Raw genomic sequence first — 17,443 nt, forward strand, 5'->3', positions numbered from 1 at the left:
ACCGAGCCGCGCAACAGCAGCCATCCCCATGTCGACAGCTCACGTGTCGTGGCAACAGACAGGCGCGGCTCGATACGGTCTGCCCACGACACCGCCAGGGTGCGGACCTGCTCGAACTGCCGTTCCACGAGTAGCAGCCAGCACAGAGTGATCACTGCCGACGCGGCGTCGAGTACGTTCCCGGTCGACTCCGCGTCCCTCAGTGACTGCTCGAGTGCGGTGCTCGCGGACTGTAGTTGCCGAGTCTGGACCAGCACCGACCCGACCAATTGCAGAATCCGGGAGCGCATGAGCGGCGTCGCGGCGCGTCCATCGACTATCAGGTGGGGAAGTAGCCGACTCAACTGCTCGTACTCGTTGTCGTGGTAGAGCTTCACGGCCGCGACCAGTGATTCGTTCATGCTCCGCTCGGCGGGAGTTTCGGCCGCGTGTCCGTCCGCGATCGACACGAGAGCCCGCCGAGTAGGAAGCCAGAGCTCGCCGCCCTCGGTCTCGGGTCGGCCAGGAGTGGGGCCGAGTAGCGCCGAGAGCGGGCAGCCCATCGCCACGGCCAGCCGTCGAAGCGTCTGAATGCGAGTGTCGTCGCGCTCGCCCTGTTCGATCTTGCGAATCAGAGACAGCGAAACCCCCGAACTCTGGGCGAGTTCACGTTGCGTCAGACCACTTCGCTTACGAACCGATCGCAGGCGTTCCCCGAGATCTGTGCTCATGGCCCGAGGCTACGGGACCTTCCGATACTCGTCAGGCTCCTGCTGAAATAACATGGCCGAATCCGTGGCGCCCGCCACCGTGGCCGGTGATCATCGTCTGGTGGGGAAGAACTCGGATACGGCCGGATTTTGTCGAGTGCCGGAATTGGCCGCGGCAGCAGGTGAACTGGTTCTTCGACCTTGGTCGATGTCGTCTGCGGATCTCGACTTGGTGCGGGAAGCGTCGGATGACGACTTGATCCCGTTGATCACCACTGTGCCGTCGATCTACACCGAGGACGCGGCGAAGAAGTTCGTCGAGCGGCAGTGGGATCGACCCGTGAGCGGAAGCGGGTATCCCTTTGTGATCGCGCGAGCGGCGGACGGAAAGCCGCTCGGGAGTATCGGTGTGTGGACAACGGATCTCGGCGAAGGCCGGGCGTCGGTGGGGTACTGGCTGGTGGGGTCCGCTCGTGGACGAGGTGTGGCCGCGCACGCGTTGCGAGCGGTGGCGGACTGGGCGTTCGAGCAGTTGGCCGTTGCCCGGCTCCAGCTCTATGTCGAACCGTGGAACACCGCTTCGATCCGTACGGCCGAGGGGGCGGGGTTCCGGCGTGAGGGGCTGCTGTGTGGGTGGCAGCAAGTCGGCGACAGGCGTCGTGACATGTTCATGTACGCGCGGCTCCCTCCGGCTCGTCCGTCGGCGAGCCCGAAATCGCCGACCGATCGGCCCACGGCCCGCGTCGCGCGGGAAGTCGACGTCGACGGGATCGTCCAGTTGCGCCTCGCGGTGGCCGGGGAGGGCAAATGGATCGGCGCCGAGGCGCCGTTCGACACGGAAGACACTGCCCGTCAGATCCGGGCGCACGTCAGTGACGAGAAGCATGGAGTCTTCGTGACGGCGAAGGCCGACGGCGGCATCGCGGGCACGGCGACGGTCTACTTCACCACACCTGGCGTCACCACGTTCGCGATGATGGTCGCGGCGGACCTACGCGGACGCGGCGCCGGGACGGCACTGCTCGAGCGGGTGATCCGTTGGTCTCGGGATCAGGGTGCCCACAAGGTGAGTCTCCAAGTGTGGCCGCACAACCAGCGCGCGATGGCGCTCTACGCCCGAGCCGGTTTCGAGGTCGAGGGCGTGTTGCGCGGGCACTACCGGCGGCGCAGCGGCGAGCTGTGGGACGCGGTGCTCATGGGGCTGCCGCTGAACGACGCGGCCTGACGCAGCAAGTATTTCGCGGAATTGTGGGGTTTTTATTGGCACGTCTGCGCCAAAAGAATTGAATGCGGACGTTTCAGATTGTGCAGCTCGAATTGCGCGAGAGCGACTTCGGTTCGGGACATAGTTTCGCGGTAACATGCCGAAATATCCACCGACAGAACGAATAACGTTTCGAGCCCCGGCGTCTTAAGGGACACCTGACTTCACATGTCTGTTAATAAGCCAGTGTAGGCGGCCGTGTCGTGCCTCGCGGCGTGTGGTACGCGCGCGTACGGAGCCCTACAGGCGAGCCACGCAGACGACGAAATGTCGTTGCTGATAAACGATTCCGCTGTCGGCCGAGCCGCAGGCGTTGACGTCGACGGTGTTCTGCTTGATGTCGATCACCCGGACCGCGCCCGGAGTGTGGGCGGCGCAGTCGAGGCGCTTGGGGCTGCCGGGTGTCAATTCCATGCAACCGCCGACGACCCAGTCGATGTCCAGGCACAGCGCGGCCTGGGTCGCCCCGTGCAAGGTTTCGTTGTAGGTGTGGTCGGCGTCGGTGGGACAAGTGGCGTTGGCCGGCGCCTTCTCGATCACCTTGTAGACCGAATTCGGGCTGCCACAAGCGGTTTTGTCGATCGCGCCCGCGCCGCCGAGCTGCACGCAGTCGCCGATGTTCACCTGCATGCTCGTCGCGCTCTTGTTCGACGCGCCGCGCAGCGCCGACGTGGTGGGCAATGCCTCCGTGGTGGTCGGCAGCGGCTCCTCGGTGGTCGGCGGGGGCGTCGATGCGGTCGAGGCGGTGGCGGCCTGGGCGGCGGCCTTGGCCGGCTCGTCGGCCGGACCGGACATCGACAGCGCGGCGACGACCACGAGGGTGGCCGCCACCCCGGTCCCGACCATGAAGGCGGCCAGGGTGATACCGGCGCGGACACGTTGGCGCGACACGTCACGTCCTCCCGAGCTGTAAACCCTTCGAACCCACCTAGCGACCCGAAGTTGTGAATCTTGCGTATCGAAGACCACGCCATGCTTACACTACGCGGCACGTCCGCGTCGAGTTTTCCTTCCCAGGAGCAGTGATACGCCATGGGAATTCACCAGTGTGCCCGTCGTCGGCGGTAGTGATCACGATCGGATAACAAACCGCTCGATCATGTGTGCCGGTCGCCGAGTCTGGAAACAAGTCACGGGCGCTGTACAGTCACACGCCATCCGGCCTCCGGAGCCGGTGTCTCGGTGAGAAGGAATTCCAGAATGAAGTTCGGCACTATTGCCGCCATTGCGCTCGGTGCGGTTGCCGCAGTGGGCATCACAGCGGGGGCCGCGAACGCGAAACCCGTGGAGCCGGAGCGTGAGATCACGACTACCGGCGTAGAGCAGGGGGTCGACTACCACACCACGGTCTCGCGCGAGACCGGAGCGATCACCACCGCCGTCGAGCACGGCGCCTTCGCGGTGGCCGACGACGGCACCAAGATCAGGCTGACCTCCGACACCGGAGCCGTGGTGGCCGAAGTGCCGCTGACCTTCCAGGTTTCCGGCAGCAAGCTGTCGGTCGCGCACGAAATCAGCGACAGCGGACGGCGTCTGGCGCTCACCCCGGTGGCAGGCGCCAAGGAGATCGGCGAGATGCAGCCGATCAGCTCGATGAACCGACTCATCGCCGAGCTGAACCAGAACGTGGTCGGCGTGGTCGGGGGCGCGCTGCTCGGCGGACTGCTCGGGGCCTTGATCGGCCTGGGCTTCTTCAGCATCATCACCGGCCCGATCGGCTTGGTCGTCGGCGCGATCGCGGGCGGAGCCATCCAGGGCGGGCAGCCGTTCATGGACGCGCTGATGGCGGTCGTCAACGGCGAGCCCTGATCGGCACCGCGGATCGGGTGCGGCAGGCGCACCGCAGCGCGCCTGCCGCACCCGGACCGGGTCGTCGATCGCCGTGGCGTTGAAGGTTCGACCCCACGGCGGAGCGAAGAAGAACGCGCGAACGCCGGATACCGCTGGACGCGTGCTATCGCGCGGCTGATGCGAAGCTCAGCGCTCGGCGGAACCGGACTCGCCGTCACGGTGCTGGCGGGATAGTCGCCAGAGGAACTCCGGGTCGTCGTCGGGTCCGATGACGCGCTTGCGCTGTGGTGAACGCGTCTGCGGGGCAGTGGGTCCAGTCCGCTCGGGGCCGAACGCCTTCCAGCACAACACCGCTATTGCCACCACCGCGATGAGTGCCAACAGGTACGTCACGTCGCTCACCTCCTGGTTACGAGGGTAGCCGCGGACGTGACTCCAGCACACCGCAGACGCGAAAATGGTCTGCGGGCGAGCGCGGACCCGAGCACGACAGGTCCGCGCGCCCTGCGATCAGCGTGCTGCGGTCGCCTCGGTGGTCAGCGACTTGAGCAGCTGGAGTACTTCCGATTCGCGGAACCGGCGATGTCCGCCCGGTGTGCGCAGCGACCCGAGGCGCCCGGCGTGAGCCCAGCGCGTCACGGTCTTGGGGTCGACGTGGAACAGGGCAGCAACCTGGCCCGGAGTCAGCAGGGTGTCCTGGCCGCCGACGGTGATCGCAGTCATAGCAAACCTCTCCGTTCTCGACAGTTCCCTCATCAGATGGCGCCATCGTCGCACTGAAACCCCTAGGTACTCGAACCACCTACAGTTGGTAAAGGGGAGGTAATAGACAAATCGGATGCGCGCCCCACCCCCGGCTGTTGGGCGTGCACCGGGGGCGGGCAACAGCTTCGCATAGGCTGAGGGATGTGCGTGACGCGAATCCACCAAAAGGTGCTTCCGGACAGCAAACGGCTGGCGCTGGTCGTCGTCTGGCCCGCAATCTGGCCCTTTACACCGTCGCGAGGTTGGGTCTCGTGGTAGTGCTCGCCGCGCTGATCGTGCTCGCCGCACGGCTGGTGTCGGTGGACATCCCCATCGTGGTCGCCGCCTTGTTCGCGCTCATCATCGCGATGCCGCTGTCGCTGGTGCTGTTCAAGCGGCTGCGAGCCAAGGTGAACGAGGACATCGCCCTGGTCGACGAGCGCAGACGCCGGGACAAGGCCGAGCTACGGGCGCGGTTGCGCGGCGAGGAGCCGCCCGCTGGGCCGGAGTCGGGGACGTCTTCGTGAAGTCCTGCGATCGCACCGCGCCGCGCGACTGGGTCGACAACGCGGTGCGGTTGATCGACGCCGACACCCAGCGCAGCGCGGACACTCACTTGCTGCGCTACCCGCTGCCCGCCGAGTGGAACATCCAGCTCTACCTGAAGGACGAGTCCACCCACATCACCGGCAGCCTCAAGCACCGCCTGGCCCGCTCGCTGTTCCTGTACGCGATCTGCAACGGCTGGGTCACCGAGGGGACGACCGTGGTGGAGGCGTCGTCGGGTTCGACGGCGGTCAGCGAGGCCTATTTCGCGAAGCTGCTCGGTCTGGACTTCGTCGCGGTGATGCCCGCGAGCACCTCTCCGCAGAAGATCGCGCTGATCGAGGCGCAGGGCGGTCGCTGTCATTTCGTGCGGCGCCCGCCGGACATGTACACCGAGGCGGCGCGGCTGGCGGCCGAATGCGGCGGGCACTACATGGACCAGTTCACCCACGCCGAACGCGCGACCGACTGGCGCGGCAACAACAACATCGCCGAATCGATCTTCCAGCAGATGGCGCTGGAGACCAATCCGGTGCCGGAGTGGATCGTGGTCGGCGCGGGCACCGGCGGCACCAGCGCCACGATCGGCCGCTACATCCGGTACCGCAGGCACGCGACGAAGCTGGCCGTGGTCGACCCGGAGAACTCCGCCTTCTACGGCGGCTACGAGACCGGGGACGCGGGTTACCAGACCGGAATGCCCTCCCGGATCGAAGGCATCGGCCGTCCGCGCGTCGAACCGTCGTTCGTCGGTCAGATCGTGGACCGCATGTTCGAGGTGCCCGACGCGGCGTCCATCGCGGCGGCGCGGTTCGCGAGCGCGCGGCTCGGCCGCCGGGTCGGCGGATCGACCGGCACCAACCTGTGGGGCGTCTTCGCGTTGATCGCCGAGATGCTGTCGGATGGACGCGGCGGCAGCGTCGTCACCCTGCTGTGTGACGGCGGGGATCGCTACGCCGGAACGTATTTCGACGACGGGTGGGTGGCGTCCCAGGGTTTGGAGCTCGCGGAGCCGACCGCCGTGTTGGAGAAGTTCGTGGCGACCGGAATCTGGGACGCCTGATCCGTTCGCGCCCCGGTTAGGGGTTCGTCGTTCGCCTGAAGCGGAACGGGGCTCTGTCATGTCCTGGATCGTCAATTTTTGTTGACATCGTGCGTGAGCGTCAACCAAAATTGACGACATGACGGAAGCAACCACACTCGCGGCGGCCGCGGGCAGCCCCGATCCCAAGGTCGGGCTGCGCGCGGTGCTCGCGCTACGCAGGCTGCTCGAACGTCTCGAGGCGATCCAGGTGGCCAACGCCCGTGCTCAGGGCTGGTCGTGGCAGGCGATCGCGGAGGCGCTCGAGGTCAGCAAGCAGGCAGTGCACCAGAAGTACAACCGGAAAGGCAGGATCCGCTGATGTTCGAGCGGTTCAGCAGGTCTGCGCGCACGGCGATCATCGTCGCCCAGGAGGACGCGCGCGAACTCCACGCGTCGAATATCGAGGTGGAGCACGTATTGCTCGGCGTGCTCGCGCAGGCCGAGCCGGAGTTGACGACGTTGCTCGCCGAAGCGGGACTTACTCGCGACAGCGTGCGCCGAGCGCTGGCCGAGCAAGGCAACGGGATACCGCTCGGCCCCGAGGACGCCGAGGCCTTGCGCTCCATCGGCATCGATCTGGACGCCGTCCGTGAGTCGCTGGAAGCGCATTTCGGCGAGGACGCGCTCGACCGGGCCGCGCCGGACCCGCGCCGCGGGCCGTTCCCCTGGAGCCGCGGTGGGTACTACGGGCACATTCCGTTCACGAAGGACGCGAAGAAGGTGCTCGAGCTCGCCTTGCGGGAGGCGTTGGGCCGCAAGGACAAGACCATCGAGTCGGGGCACATGCTGCTCGGCATACTGCGCGCCCCGAACCAGACGACGGAGCGCCTGCTCGGCGGTTCCGCCGCGATCGGTGAACTGCGGCCCAAGGTGCACGCCCTGCTCGACCGTGCGGCCTGAGCGGGCGGACATGCGCCGCCGGAGTTCGGGTTCTTCAGCGGCGCATGTCCGCCTCCGACGCCTAGCATTGGGCCATGCAGCTCGTGATTCGGTTGATCATCAACGCGGTGGCCATCTGGCTGGCCGCCTTCTGGATCGACAAGATCGATATTCTCGCCCCCGAAGGCGGCAACGGCGCCAAAATCGGGGTGGTCCTCGCGGTGGCCGCGGTGTTCACGGTGGTGAACGCCCTGGTCAAGCCGATCGTGCAGCTGTTGTCACTACCGCTGGTGATCGTGACGCTCGGCCTGTTCCTGCTGCTGATCAACGCGCTCATGCTGTGGCTGACCGCCGAGATCACCGAAGCCTTCACCGATTACGGCCTGCGCGTGGAGGGATTCTGGGCCGCGGTGTTCGGCGGCATCATCGTCTCGCTCGTGAACTGGGTGCTCGGCATCCTGGTCCCGGACGAGGATTAGTCCGCGCAGGCGCGAACGCGCGATGCTTCGTCGCGCTTCGCGTGATCGGGCCCACGCGGTCGACTCGATCCGCGAGGCCGGGCGTGCTAGCCCAGCCCGACCGCCAGCGCCGTGATCGCCGACCAGGCCAGCAGCGCCAAGCCGGAATCACGCAGCGCGGGAATCAGTTCCAGACCGCCTTTGCCGCCCCGCACCGGGGCGTTGGCGCGCACGGCGAGCGGAATCGCGAGCAGTCCGGCCAGCGCCAAGGGTGTGCGGGCGACCAGCGCCAACGTCACCAGGAACGGCACGGTGAGCAGAACCAGGTGCAGCGTGCGGGTGCGCGGATCGCCGAGTTTCACCGCGAGCGTGACTTTTCCCGAGCCGGTGTCGGTGGGGATGTCGCGCAGGTTGTTCGCGACCAGCACCGCGCTGGAGAACGCGCCCACCGCGATCGCGAGCAGCACGCCGACCCAGTCGATCCGGCCCGCCTGCACGAACTGGGTGCCGAGCACGGCGACCAAGCCGAAGAAGACGAAGACCGCGACCTCGCCGAATCCGCTGTAGCCATAGGGCTTGCTGCCGCCGGTGTAGTACCAGGCGCCGGCCAGGCAGGCCGCGCCGATCAGCAGCAGCCACCAAGCGCTGGTCAACACCAGCACCAAGCCGAAGACGGCCCCGACGACCAAGCTGACGATCGCCGCCGTCTTCACCGCGGCGGGCGAGGCCAGCTTCTGCCCCACCAGGCGCAGCGGGCCGACCCGGACGTCATCGGTGCCGCGGACACCGTCGGAGTAGTCGTTGGCGTAGTTCACGCCGATGATCAGCGCCAGCGAAACGAGCAGCGCGAGAATCGCTTTCCACCACACCGCGCCGTCGATCGACGCGGCGGCGCCGGTACCGGCGAGCACCGGGGCGATCGCGTTCGGCAGGGTACGTGGTCGCGCGCCCTCGATCCATTGCGCTGCAGTAGCCATGTTCGCAGCATAATGTGCGCAGCCGGACGGAGTCCGTCCTCAGCCCGCGCTTGGCAGCAGCGATCAGGCCGTTCCGGCCATCACCGCCTCCTGCATCCGCGCGAGTCCCTTTTCGAAATCCCGGCCGACGAACTTGTCCATCGGGATGAACTTGCCGATGACGCTCATCAGACCGGTCTGCCGCCCGGTCATCCGCCAGGTCACTTGGGTGCCGGTCTCGACCGGGTCCAGCAGGAAGGTCACCATGTTGGTGGCCTTCATAGGCTTCAGGAACTCCAAGCGCACGCTGATCTCCCGGTCGGCGCTGCCGATGATCTCCATGCTGCCCGCTCCGGCCTTGCGGTTGCCGCTCCAGGCATACCGCGCGCCGACCCCGGATTCCGCGCCGGAATAGCTGCGCTGCAGCTGCGGGTCGAGGTCCTCCCAGGGCGACCACTCGACCCACTTGTGGAAATCGTTGATCAGCCCGTGCACGCGCGCGGGGTCGGCCGTGATCACGGCCGATCGGACCACCTCGAACTCAGCCATGGGGGTCACACTATGCGACCGACCGCTCGCAGCGGCGGCAAAGAATTCGTGTCGAGCTTCTCCGGCCCGCTCGCCTACGATGACCGCGGGATGTTTCCGGAGCACAGCGGCCCGCACGGCCACAGTCGAGCAGTGACGACGCCCGCAGGCGAATCGGTCGTGGTGGCCTTGCTGGGCGAGGTCGCGCTGCGCCGGGACGGCCTGCTGACGCCCCTGCCCGGTGCGCGCTCCCGGCTCCTGCTCACCGCCCTTGCCCTGCGGCCCGGCCGTAGTCGCGGCGCGCAGGCCCTGATCGAGGACGTCTGGGGCGAACAGCCGCCGCGATCGCCGATGAACGCGCTGCACACCCAGGTCTCCCGGCTGCGGTCGGCGCTGCCCGAAGGAGCGCTGGAGATCGGTCCGGCTGGCTACCGGTTGACCCTCGGCGCGGATCAGGTCGACTTGTCCTCGGTGGGCGAGCGGGTGGCGCGGGCGCGCGAACTGCACGTGGCGGGCGACCTACCGGGATGCCTGGCCCAGATCGCGGAAGCGCGGGCAATGTGGCGCGGGGACCCAGGCGCCGATCTGCCGCCGGGCGATCTCGCCGACGAGCTGCGTGCCGCGGCCGGACGGCGCCTGGCCGAACTCGACGAGCTCGAACTCACCGCACGCGAGGACGGCGGCGACATCGACGGCGCTTTGGGCCTCGCCCGGCTGCGCGCCGCTGCCGAACCGCTGGACGAGCCCGCGCAGCAAACCCTGATGCGCCTGTTGGCGGCGGCGGGGCGGCCCAACGAGGCAGTGGAATCGTTCGCCGTGTTCCGTTCCCGCTTGGCCGAGGAACTCGGCACCGACCCGGGTCCCGCGCTCACCGAGACCCATACCGCCATCTTGCGTGGCGAGCGGGTCGGACGCACCGGGCCGTCGCGCTCGGGCAGCGCCGCAAGCGAGGACGGCGTTCCCCGAGGCGGGCTGGCGGCCGAGACGAGACCATCGCCCGACCACCCACCGCGGACCCCGCACCTCGCCGCCATCGGCCTGCGCGCCGCGCCCAACGCACTGCTCGGCCGGGACGCCGACATCTCCGCCTTGACCGAGCTGCTCCGCGATGCCCGGGTGGTGACCGTGCTCGGCCCCGGCGGTGCGGGCAAGACCAGGGTCGCCAACGAGATCGGCTGGCAGGCGGCGGCCGCCTGTCCGGTCGCGCTGGTCGAGCTGGCCTCGGTGCGTGCCGACGGCGACGACGCCAGGGTCGAGATCGAGGCGGCGATCGCCGCGGTGCTCGGGCTCAGCGAGGTCACCTTCGACACCGCCACGCTGCGGTCCGGGCAGCCCGTCGACCTGCGCAGACGGCTGCACGACGCGGTGTCGGCCCGCGCGATGCTGCTGATTCTGGACAACTGTGAGCACTTGATCGACGCCATCGCCGTGGTGGTCGCCGATCTGATCGGCGCCGCACCCCGGCTGACCGTGCTCACCACGAGCCGCTCGCCGCTGACCATCACGGCCGAGACGGTGTATCCCTTGCCGCCGCTGACCATCCATCCGGCGGGCTCACCCGCCACCGAGCTGTTCGCCGCGCGGGCGCGAGCGGTGCGGCCCGGCGTCCGGCTGGATCCGGACGTGGTCGCCCAGCTGTGCCACACCCTCGACGGGCTGCCGCTGGCCATCGAGCTGGCCGCGGCCCGGGTGCGCGTGATGAGCGTCGAGGAGATCAACGAGCGGCTGGCCGATCGGTTCGCGCTGCTGCGCCACGGCGACCGCAGCTCACCCGAACGCCACCGCACGCTGCACGCGGTGATCGACTGGAGCTGGAACCTGCTCGACATCGAACAGCAGGCGACACTGCGCCGGTTGTGCCGGTTCCCGGCCGGTTTCACGCTGTCGGCGGCCGAGGCGGTCGCGGGTGGACCCGACGTGACCGACGTCGCGGCGGCCGTCGACGGTCTGGTCAACCAATCGCTGCTCACCGTGCTGGACGACGAGACGCTCGGCACCCGGTACCGGATGTTGGAGACGGTGCGGGAATACGGTGAAGAGCAGCTCGCCGCCGCGACGGGAGAGCCGCAAACGGTCGATGCCCGGATGATGCGGTGGGCCAGGGACTACGCCGACGACGTGGCGGGCCGGTACATGACCGGCGATCAGTTCCACCTCGCGCTGGCCCTCGCGGCGGAGCTGGACAACTTGCTCGCCGCGCTGCGCTGCGCGATCGAACGACGGGACGCGGCAACGGCGTACACGGTGTTTCCGGTCGTCGGCGCGCTGTGGTTGATCCGAGGATCGCACTCGGAAGTGATCGCGTGGGCCGAGCGGGTCATCGAACTGGAGATGGCCGACCTCGGCCAGGACGGGCCACGTCCCGACCTCGTGCTCGTCACGTATCAGATGACCCTCCTGCATCTCGCCTATACCAACGGCGGCACCAGGGAACTCGCGCGGCTGCGCCATCGCGTGCGCCGGTTGCTCCGCACCTGCTCCGAGGTCAGCGAGACCATCCGCTTCGTCGGCCGTGTCGTGCTCACGAGAGCCGACGGACGCGGGCTGAGCAGGTTGCTCGCCGAGGCGGTGCGCTCGCCCGATCCCGAGACCAGGGCCTCGGCGCTGCTGTTGCGCGCCAACATCCGGGAGAACCTCGGTGACGTGCGCGGCTCCACCCTCGACGCGGACAAGGCGTTGCACGTCCTTGGACGCGACAACGTCTGGAGCGTCGCCATGGTGTCCAGGCATCTCGGCCAGGTTTGCGGACAGGTCGCCCAGTACGCCGAAGCGGTGACCTACTACCGCCGTGCGCTCGACGTGCTGCAACGGCTCGGCGCCTACGAGGACACCGTGGAAATCCACAGCTATCTGGTGGGTGCGCTGGTCGGCGCGGGCGAACTCGAGCAGGCCCGGCGGGACCTCGCCATCGTGTTCGGCACCCCGGACCTGGACAACTCGTCCTTCGGGCAGAATCGCTTGCTGTCCACCGTGATGCAGAGTTCGGCGGAGGTGGCGCTCGCGGAAGGCGACATCGCAGACGGGTTCGCCCGCTACGAGCGCGCGCTGGAGCTGTTCGGCTGGCCGGACAACAACTTCCTCAATCCAGGGCCCGGCGCCCTGATGCTGGCCGCGGCGGCGCTGGACGCGCGGGTACTGCACGGCGCCGCCGACCGGAGCGCGGCCCTGGCCGCGCAGCTGGCCGAGATCGCCGTGCCGATGATGTCCCAATACCGGGACCTCCCGCAGATCGGCGCCGTCTCCTGCGCGATCGGCTCCTACCTCATCGCCGTCGACCGTACGGCCACCGTCGGTCTCGACATGCTGGTGCTGGCTCCGAACGTTTTGTGCCGACAGGATTACCCCTCGATGCGGTGGCAACGGCACCTGGACGCGGCGATCGCGAAACTCGGCGCGGAGCGGGTCGACGAAGCCCGCCGCCGCCTCGGCCACCTGCGCCGCAACGAGTCCGCGGACCGCATCATGCGGATGCTCGCAAGCGTGGCCGACGCGCACTGACCTCCGCGCGGGATACGAGAACGGGCCGGGTGACGAGGTCACCCGGCCCGCATTTGTCGGACGGCTCACGCCCGGCGCATGTACGCCCGGACCGTGAGGGGGGCGAAGATCGCGATGACGACCAGCGAGCCGAGCAACGACCACGCCAGATCGCTGCCGAAGGCGGCGCCGTTCATCAACCCTCGGCACGTGTTCACCATGTAGTACACCGGGTTCACGTGGTTGAGGCCCTGCATCCAGCCCGGCATCGTGCTCACCAGTGCGAAGGCGCCGGACATGAAGGTCAGCGGGAACATGATCATCATCGAGATGCCCTGCACGCCCGCCGCGCTCTTGCCGGTGACCCCGACCAGCGCCCAGATCCAGCTGATCGCGAACGAGCAGAAGACGATGACCAGACCCGCCACGACGACCCCGAGCACACCGCCCTCCGGGCGATAGCCGATGGCGACGCCGACGACGATGGTGAGCACGGTGGCGAGGGCGTAGCGCACCATATCCGCCAGCAGGGCGCCGGCCAGCGCCGAGATGCGGGCGATCGGCAGGGACTTGAACCGGTCGAAGACGCCCTTGTCCATGTCCTCGCGCAACTGGGTGCCGGTGACGACCGAGGTGAGTACCACCGTCTGCACCAGGATGCCGGGGATCAGGACCGGCAGGTAGTCCTGCACGCTGCCGCCGATGGCACCGCCGAAGATGTAGGCGAACAGGGCGGTGAACAGGATCGGCTGGATCGTCACGTCGAACAGCTGCTCGGGCTTGTGCTTGATCTTCAGCAGGCCGCGGTAGGCCATGGTGAACGAGTTCGCCGCCGCCTGGACGAGCGGGACGCGGTTGCTCACTTCGGGAATGCTCGTCGGCGCCGTTCGGCGCGTCTCGGTCGCGGTGATGGTGGTCATGGTTGTGCTCCTTCTCGGCCGGCTCCGGGGTGGTCACACAGGCCGACGCCTGCGGTCCGGACGCTCATGCCGCGCTTTTCGCGGAATCGTCGGTGGTGTCGTCGGCGGGGTGGCCGGTGATGGTGAGGAAGACCTCGTCCAGGCTGGGCTTGGTCACGGTGATCTCGTCCACGCCGATCTCCCACTCCCGCAGGCGGATCAGCAGATCGGCGGTAACGCCCGCGTCCGTCAGCGGTGCGGTGAGCCGCCCCGCCTCCGGCGTGATCTGCGCTTCCGCGCCGAGGAAATCGCCGATGATGCGACGGGCTTCCTCGAGCTGGCCGCGATCGACCAGGGTCAGATGCAGCGACGAACCGCCCACGGAGGCCTTCAGCTCATCGGCCGTGCCGTCGGCGATCACCTTGCCGTGGTCGATCACCGCGATCCGGTCGGCCAGCTGATCGGCCTCGTCCAGGTACTGCGTGGTGAGCAGCACCGTCGCGCCCTCACGGACGAGGCGGCGGATGGTATCCCACATCTGGGCGCGGGTGCGCGGGTCGAGACCGGTCGTCGGTTCGTCGAGGAACAGCAGCGGCGGCGTCGCGATGAGACTGGCCGCCAGGTCGAGGCGGCGCCGCATGCCACCGGAGAAATGCCGCAGCGGCTTGTTCGCCGCCTCGGTGAGGTCGAATTCCTCCAGCAGTTCGGCCGCCTTGCGCCGGGCCTCGACGCGACCGAGACCGAGCAGGCGGGAGAAGACGATCAGGTTCTCGGTGGCGCTCAGATCCTCGTCGACCGAGGCGTACTGCCCCGTGACGCCGATGAGCGAGCGGACGGCCGTCGGCTCGGCGACCACGTCGTGGCCGAAGATGCGTCCGGTGCCGCCGTCCGGTCGCAACAGGGTCGCGAGCATCCGGATGGTCGTGGTCTTGCCTGCGCCGTTCGGTCCGAGCACGCCGTACACCGAGCCCTGCGGCACCGCCAGGCTCACGCCGTCGACGGCCCGCTGTTCCCCGAACACCTTGACCAGGCCGTCCGCCTCGACGGCGAGCGCTGAATGTGGTGCGAAAGAAGTCATGTGGACAACTGTGGATGCCCGCACTTGCACGGCTCTTGCGCAGCGCTGTCACATCGGCCGCGGCTGCGTCGCGGCCCTCTCGTGGCTTGCGTCGGGAGTCGTTGACCACCGGTTTTCAGGGGGCAGGCTGCGTCGCTGTACGGGTATGCGGGGGCGGCAGCCGGAACAGGTTCCGCAGTCGGCGCAGCGCCGCGCTGTCGCCGGTCGCCGACGCCTCGCCGCTCTCGATCGCTTCGGCCAGGGTGAGTTCCTGGCTGGTCAGGCGCAGGAACGTGGCAGTGCCGATGGTGACGGTCGCGTCCGGGTGTTGCGCGGGGCCGTGTAGCGCCTCGATCGTTCCGTCCTGGATACGGGCGTGGAAGACCTCGTCGTCGATGTGGAATTCGTAGACCGCGCGCAGGTCTGCCGCGGCGTCGGGGTCGAAGCAAGCCCGCAGGCCGAGCACGGCCCAGCCCGGGTGGAAGGCTTCGGTTTCCCGCGGTTGTCCCATCGCCCATTTCAAGCCCCATCGGGCCAGCGCCAGAATCGCGGGAGCGAGTTCCGCGCCGGCCTCCGTGAGCGCGTAGGCGGGAGTGCGGGCGGGCGGCGGAAGCGTGATCTTACGGGCGAGTCCTTCGGCTTCCAGGTGCTTCAACCGGGCCGCGAGAAGCCCGGTGCCGAGTCCACGCAGGGCCGCCTGCAGGTCACCGAACCGTTTCGGTCCGGTGAGCAGCTCGCGGATCAGCAACAGGGTCCAGCGCTCACCGACGAGGTCCAGGGTGCGCGCTGTGGCGCAGTACTGGTTGTAAGTCCGCTGGTCCACTTCATCACTCTAGACTTCGCACTTCTCGATTTTGAATGCGAGATGCGTCCAGCAGCATCCCGGCGAGCGATTCGGGGTGGGTGAGCATCACATCGTGGGGCCCGTCCAAGGAGCGGGTCCGGTATCCGAGGGCCGCGCCGAACCGCGCGAAGGGATACGTCTGCGGGCGGCAGTAGATGGCGGTGCCGGGGATGCGGTCGACGGCGCCGCCCAGGCGAGTGCCTTCGGTGAACGTGCGCAGCGGTTGCGGAAGCAAGCGCGCGGCCAACCAGGCCGCGTCGCCGGAGTCGACGATGCCGAATGCCTCCGTCGGCGGTGCGGGGATATGCCGGCCGTCCCCGCGCGACTCGGCCGCCGCGCGGACCGCCGAGACGAAAGCGGCGGGGGCCAGATCGAACATGCCGACGCCATCCCGCCCCGCCCATCCGTCCACGAGGACGATGTGGTCGACGGCCTCGGGCCGGGCATCGGCTGCTTCCCGCACGACCAGTCCCGCGTAACTGTGTCCGACCAGCACGATCTCCTCGTCGTCCGGTACGGCGTCGAGTGCGGCGGCGACGATGGCGGCGTGGTCGTGCAGGCCGTAGTCGCCGACCGCGCTGATATCGGGGGTAACAGGGTGCGCCGCGGCAGCGCGCAGCAGCGGGACGACCCGCTCCCAGGCCCAGGGGCCGTGCCAGGCGCCGTGGACGAGAACGAACGTGGTCATTGTGAATCCTCCGCACGCAGTAAAGGCAGCACTTGATCGGCGAATTGCTCGAGGCTCGCGTCGTGGTCCGCGGTCGCCAGCCTGATCACCAGGTGCCGGGCACCGGCCGCGGCATAGCCGGCCAGCCAGTCCGCGGCCTCGCGTGCGGTACCCGCGAAGATCGCCTGCACCGACGCGATGAATCCCAGCGGGGCGTTGTAATAGCCCTGGATACTCGTCCGCAGGCGTTCGCGTGCCTTCTCCGGGTCCTCGTCCAGACACAACGTCGCGTACAAGGCGCGCGTGACCGGTCGTGCCGGCCCCGCACGCTCGATGACATCGGTAGGTCGCGGCCTCGGTCGGATAGGGCAGCCACCCATCGGCGAGGCGGGCCACCCGCCGCATCGCCGGGCCGCCGCTGCCGGCCAGCCAGATCGGCGGACCACCCGGTCGCGACGGCGGCGGCGCGAGCCGCACGTCAGCGAAGCCGAAGTGCTCCCCCCGATAGGACACCGATTCTCCCGACCAGAGTCGGCGCATGGCGTCGATCGACTCCGCCATCCGGCCGACCCGGCTGGTGAATTCGACACCCAGCGCGGTGAACTGGGCCTCGGTGGCCGGGGTCGGAAACCCGCCGCCCATGCCCGCGATCACTCGCCCGTTCGACAGTCGGTCGAGTGTGGCGAGCTGGTGCGCCAGCAGGATCGGATGGCGCAGCGCCGGGAGCAGCACCGCGGTCCCCAGGGTGACCCGCTCGGTGGCCTCGGCCGCGGCAGCCAGCACCAGCAGTGGATCCGCGCGTGGCCTGGTGACCGGACTGTCGCCGGCCCACACCGAGTCGAAACCCAGGTGCTCCGCTCGCCGCGCCTGTGTGACAAGCCGTTTCGGGTCGTGGTCGCCGAGCACGGTTTGGTCACGTGTCGGCAGCAGGTATCCGATTTCCAACCTTGCCATCTCGCCTCCGGGTCGTCGTCCGGTTCCCGAGCGTAGCGCTTGACTTCCTGTTTTTGAAGTGGGAAGTTCAATTAAAAGTAGCAAGGAAAGGTATCGAGATGACGAGGGTGCTGTACCGAGCGCAGGCGCACGTGACCGGTGGCAGGAACGGCCGCGGACGAACGTCCGACGGAAGTCTGGATCTGGCTTTGCGCCAACCCAAGGAGCTGGGCGGTGACGGGGAGGGTGCGAATCCCGAGCAACTGTTCGCGATCGGATACGCAGCGTGCTTCGGGACGACGCTCGCCCTCGTCGGGCAGCGCGGCGGACTGAAGGCCGACGACGCGGAAATCGACTCGTCGGTCGCGCTGATCCCGATCGACGGCGGTCGTTTCGAACTCGGCGTCGAACTGCGTATCGGGCTGCCGTCGGTCACCGACGAACAGGCGATCGAACTGGTCCGAGCGGCCCATCAGGTCTGCCCGTACTCCAATGCCACGCGAAACAACATCGCCGTCGCCCTGGTGGTCAACGACGTCCGGCTGTAGCGACCGGCTCTGAAACCAGCTCGCTCGATCCATGCCCGGTTTCGGATCGAGCGAGCATCGAAGTGCCGCTGCCACTCGG

At 68.3% G+C, this 17,443-nt stretch carries 20 protein-coding genes and 1 pseudogene; 9 read left to right on the forward strand and 12 right to left on the reverse strand.

The window, feature by feature from the left end; translation table 11 throughout:
- Positions 1-710 (reverse strand): helix-turn-helix domain-containing protein (locus tag NB3_RS35395; protein ID WP_157112112.1); only part of this gene is annotated, 710 nt, incomplete at its 3' end.
- A gap of 52 nt (positions 711-762) precedes the next feature.
- Between NB3_RS35395 and NB3_RS35745 the strand changes: the two genes are divergently transcribed.
- The gene (locus NB3_RS35745) at positions 763-1,914 is read left to right on the forward strand and encodes a GNAT family N-acetyltransferase (RefSeq protein ID WP_169810771.1); all 1,152 of its coding nucleotides are present in this window, start codon (positions 763-765) and stop codon (positions 1,912-1,914) included.
- A gap of 279 nt (positions 1,915-2,193) precedes the next feature.
- Here the strand turns inward: NB3_RS35745 and lppU are convergent, their stop codons facing one another.
- Entirely contained in the window at positions 2,194-2,844 is a 651-nt protein-coding gene (lppU, locus tag NB3_RS31175; RefSeq protein WP_157112113.1) for an LppU family putative lipoprotein, read from the reverse strand.
- Positions 2,845-3,153: 309 nt separating this feature from the next.
- On the opposite strand from lppU, the gene NB3_RS31180 reads away from it, so the two are divergent.
- Positions 3,154-3,762, forward strand: a complete 609-nt coding sequence (locus NB3_RS31180) for a DUF8020 domain-containing protein (protein ID WP_067810386.1) — start codon at positions 3,154-3,156, stop codon at positions 3,760-3,762.
- Positions 3,763-3,930: 168 nt separating this feature from the next.
- Here NB3_RS31180 and NB3_RS34620 read toward each other — a convergent pair whose 3' ends face one another.
- Together NB3_RS34620 and NB3_RS31185 are read right to left on the reverse strand one after the other, a co-directional pair.
- Entirely contained in the window at positions 3,931-4,137 is a 207-nt protein-coding gene (locus tag NB3_RS34620) for a hypothetical protein (RefSeq protein ID WP_043733248.1), read from the reverse strand.
- Between the two features lie 117 nt (positions 4,138-4,254).
- The gene (locus tag NB3_RS31185; RefSeq protein ID WP_039802103.1) at positions 4,255-4,467 is read right to left on the reverse strand and encodes a BldC family transcriptional regulator; all 213 of its coding nucleotides are present in this window, start codon (positions 4,465-4,467) and stop codon (positions 4,255-4,257) included.
- 185 nt (positions 4,468-4,652) lie between these two features.
- Between NB3_RS31185 and NB3_RS31190 the strand changes: the two genes are divergently transcribed.
- From NB3_RS31190 to NB3_RS31210, 5 genes are all read left to right on the forward strand, one after another.
- Positions 4,653-5,015 (forward strand): DUF4229 domain-containing protein, encoded by a 363-nt coding sequence (locus tag NB3_RS31190; RefSeq protein WP_067810389.1) that lies wholly within the window; start codon positions 4,653-4,655, stop codon positions 5,013-5,015.
- Positions 5,012-6,097 carry an L-cysteine desulfhydrase Cds1 gene (gene cds1 / locus NB3_RS31195; protein WP_067810391.1) on the forward strand — a complete coding sequence of 362 codons (1,086 nt, stop codon included), beginning with the start codon at positions 5,012-5,014 and terminating at the stop codon, positions 6,095-6,097. The genes NB3_RS31190 and cds1 overlap by 4 nt, the downstream gene beginning before the upstream one ends.
- Before the next feature lie 118 nt (positions 6,098-6,215).
- The gene (locus tag NB3_RS31200; RefSeq protein WP_067810393.1) at positions 6,216-6,437 is read left to right on the forward strand and encodes a helix-turn-helix domain-containing protein; all 222 of its coding nucleotides are present in this window, start codon (positions 6,216-6,218) and stop codon (positions 6,435-6,437) included.
- Positions 6,437-7,018, forward strand: a complete 582-nt coding sequence (locus tag NB3_RS31205; protein WP_067810398.1) for a Clp protease N-terminal domain-containing protein — start codon at positions 6,437-6,439, stop codon at positions 7,016-7,018. Before NB3_RS31200 ends, NB3_RS31205 begins: the two co-directional genes overlap by 1 nt.
- Before the next feature lie 74 nt (positions 7,019-7,092).
- Positions 7,093-7,476: a phage holin family protein gene (locus NB3_RS31210; RefSeq protein ID WP_067810400.1), complete on the forward strand. Its 384-nt coding sequence runs from the start codon at positions 7,093-7,095 to the stop codon at positions 7,474-7,476.
- An 86-nt stretch (positions 7,477-7,562) separates the two neighbouring features.
- On the opposite strand, the gene NB3_RS31215 is transcribed toward NB3_RS31210, so the two are convergent.
- Positions 7,563-8,432 (reverse strand): 1,4-dihydroxy-2-naphthoate polyprenyltransferase, encoded by an 870-nt coding sequence (locus NB3_RS31215; RefSeq protein ID WP_067810402.1) that lies wholly within the window; start codon positions 8,430-8,432, stop codon positions 7,563-7,565.
- A 63-nt stretch (positions 8,433-8,495) separates the two neighbouring features.
- Entirely contained in the window at positions 8,496-8,960 is a 465-nt protein-coding gene (locus NB3_RS31220; RefSeq protein ID WP_067810404.1) for an SRPBCC family protein, read from the reverse strand.
- A gap of 132 nt (positions 8,961-9,092) precedes the next feature.
- On the opposite strand from NB3_RS31220, the gene NB3_RS31225 reads away from it, so the two are divergent.
- Positions 9,093-12,437: an AfsR/SARP family transcriptional regulator gene (locus NB3_RS31225; RefSeq protein ID WP_307696243.1), complete on the forward strand. Its 3,345-nt coding sequence runs from the start codon at positions 9,093-9,095 to the stop codon at positions 12,435-12,437.
- Positions 12,438-12,502: 65 nt separating this feature from the next.
- Here the strand turns inward: NB3_RS31225 and NB3_RS31230 are convergent, their stop codons facing one another.
- From NB3_RS31230 to NB3_RS36875, 6 genes and pseudogenes are all read right to left on the reverse strand, one after another.
- Positions 12,503-13,336: an ABC transporter permease gene (locus NB3_RS31230; protein WP_067810405.1), complete on the reverse strand. Its 834-nt coding sequence runs from the start codon at positions 13,334-13,336 to the stop codon at positions 12,503-12,505.
- 64 nt (positions 13,337-13,400) lie between these two features.
- Positions 13,401-14,393, reverse strand: a complete 993-nt coding sequence (locus NB3_RS31235; RefSeq protein WP_067810407.1) for an ATP-binding cassette domain-containing protein — start codon at positions 14,391-14,393, stop codon at positions 13,401-13,403.
- Positions 14,394-14,508: 115 nt separating this feature from the next.
- The gene (locus NB3_RS31240) at positions 14,509-15,195 is read right to left on the reverse strand and encodes a winged helix-turn-helix transcriptional regulator (RefSeq protein WP_067810409.1); all 687 of its coding nucleotides are present in this window, start codon (positions 15,193-15,195) and stop codon (positions 14,509-14,511) included.
- Positions 15,196-15,199: 4 nt separating this feature from the next.
- Positions 15,200-15,904 (reverse strand): alpha/beta fold hydrolase, encoded by a 705-nt coding sequence (locus tag NB3_RS36455; protein WP_067810411.1) that lies wholly within the window; start codon positions 15,902-15,904, stop codon positions 15,200-15,202.
- Entirely contained in the window at positions 15,901-16,179 is a 279-nt protein-coding gene (locus NB3_RS36460; RefSeq protein ID WP_244892158.1) for a hypothetical protein, read from the reverse strand. Before NB3_RS36460 ends, NB3_RS36455 begins: the two co-directional genes overlap by 4 nt.
- 61 nt (positions 16,180-16,240) lie before the next feature.
- Positions 16,241-16,837 (reverse strand): annotated as a pseudogene (locus NB3_RS36875) (LLM class flavin-dependent oxidoreductase); the annotation flags it as partial.
- Positions 16,838-16,935: 98 nt separating this feature from the next.
- Between NB3_RS36875 and NB3_RS31255 the strand changes: the two are divergent.
- Positions 16,936-17,364, forward strand: a complete 429-nt coding sequence (locus tag NB3_RS31255; RefSeq protein WP_067810412.1) for an organic hydroperoxide resistance protein — start codon at positions 16,936-16,938, stop codon at positions 17,362-17,364.
- The last annotated feature ends 79 nt before the right edge of the window (positions 17,365-17,443 follow it).

The sequence above is a fragment of the Nocardia beijingensis NBRC 16342 genome (genome assembly GCF_001612785.1).
GTDB classification, from domain to species: domain Bacteria; phylum Actinomycetota; class Actinomycetes; order Mycobacteriales; family Mycobacteriaceae; genus Nocardia; species Nocardia beijingensis.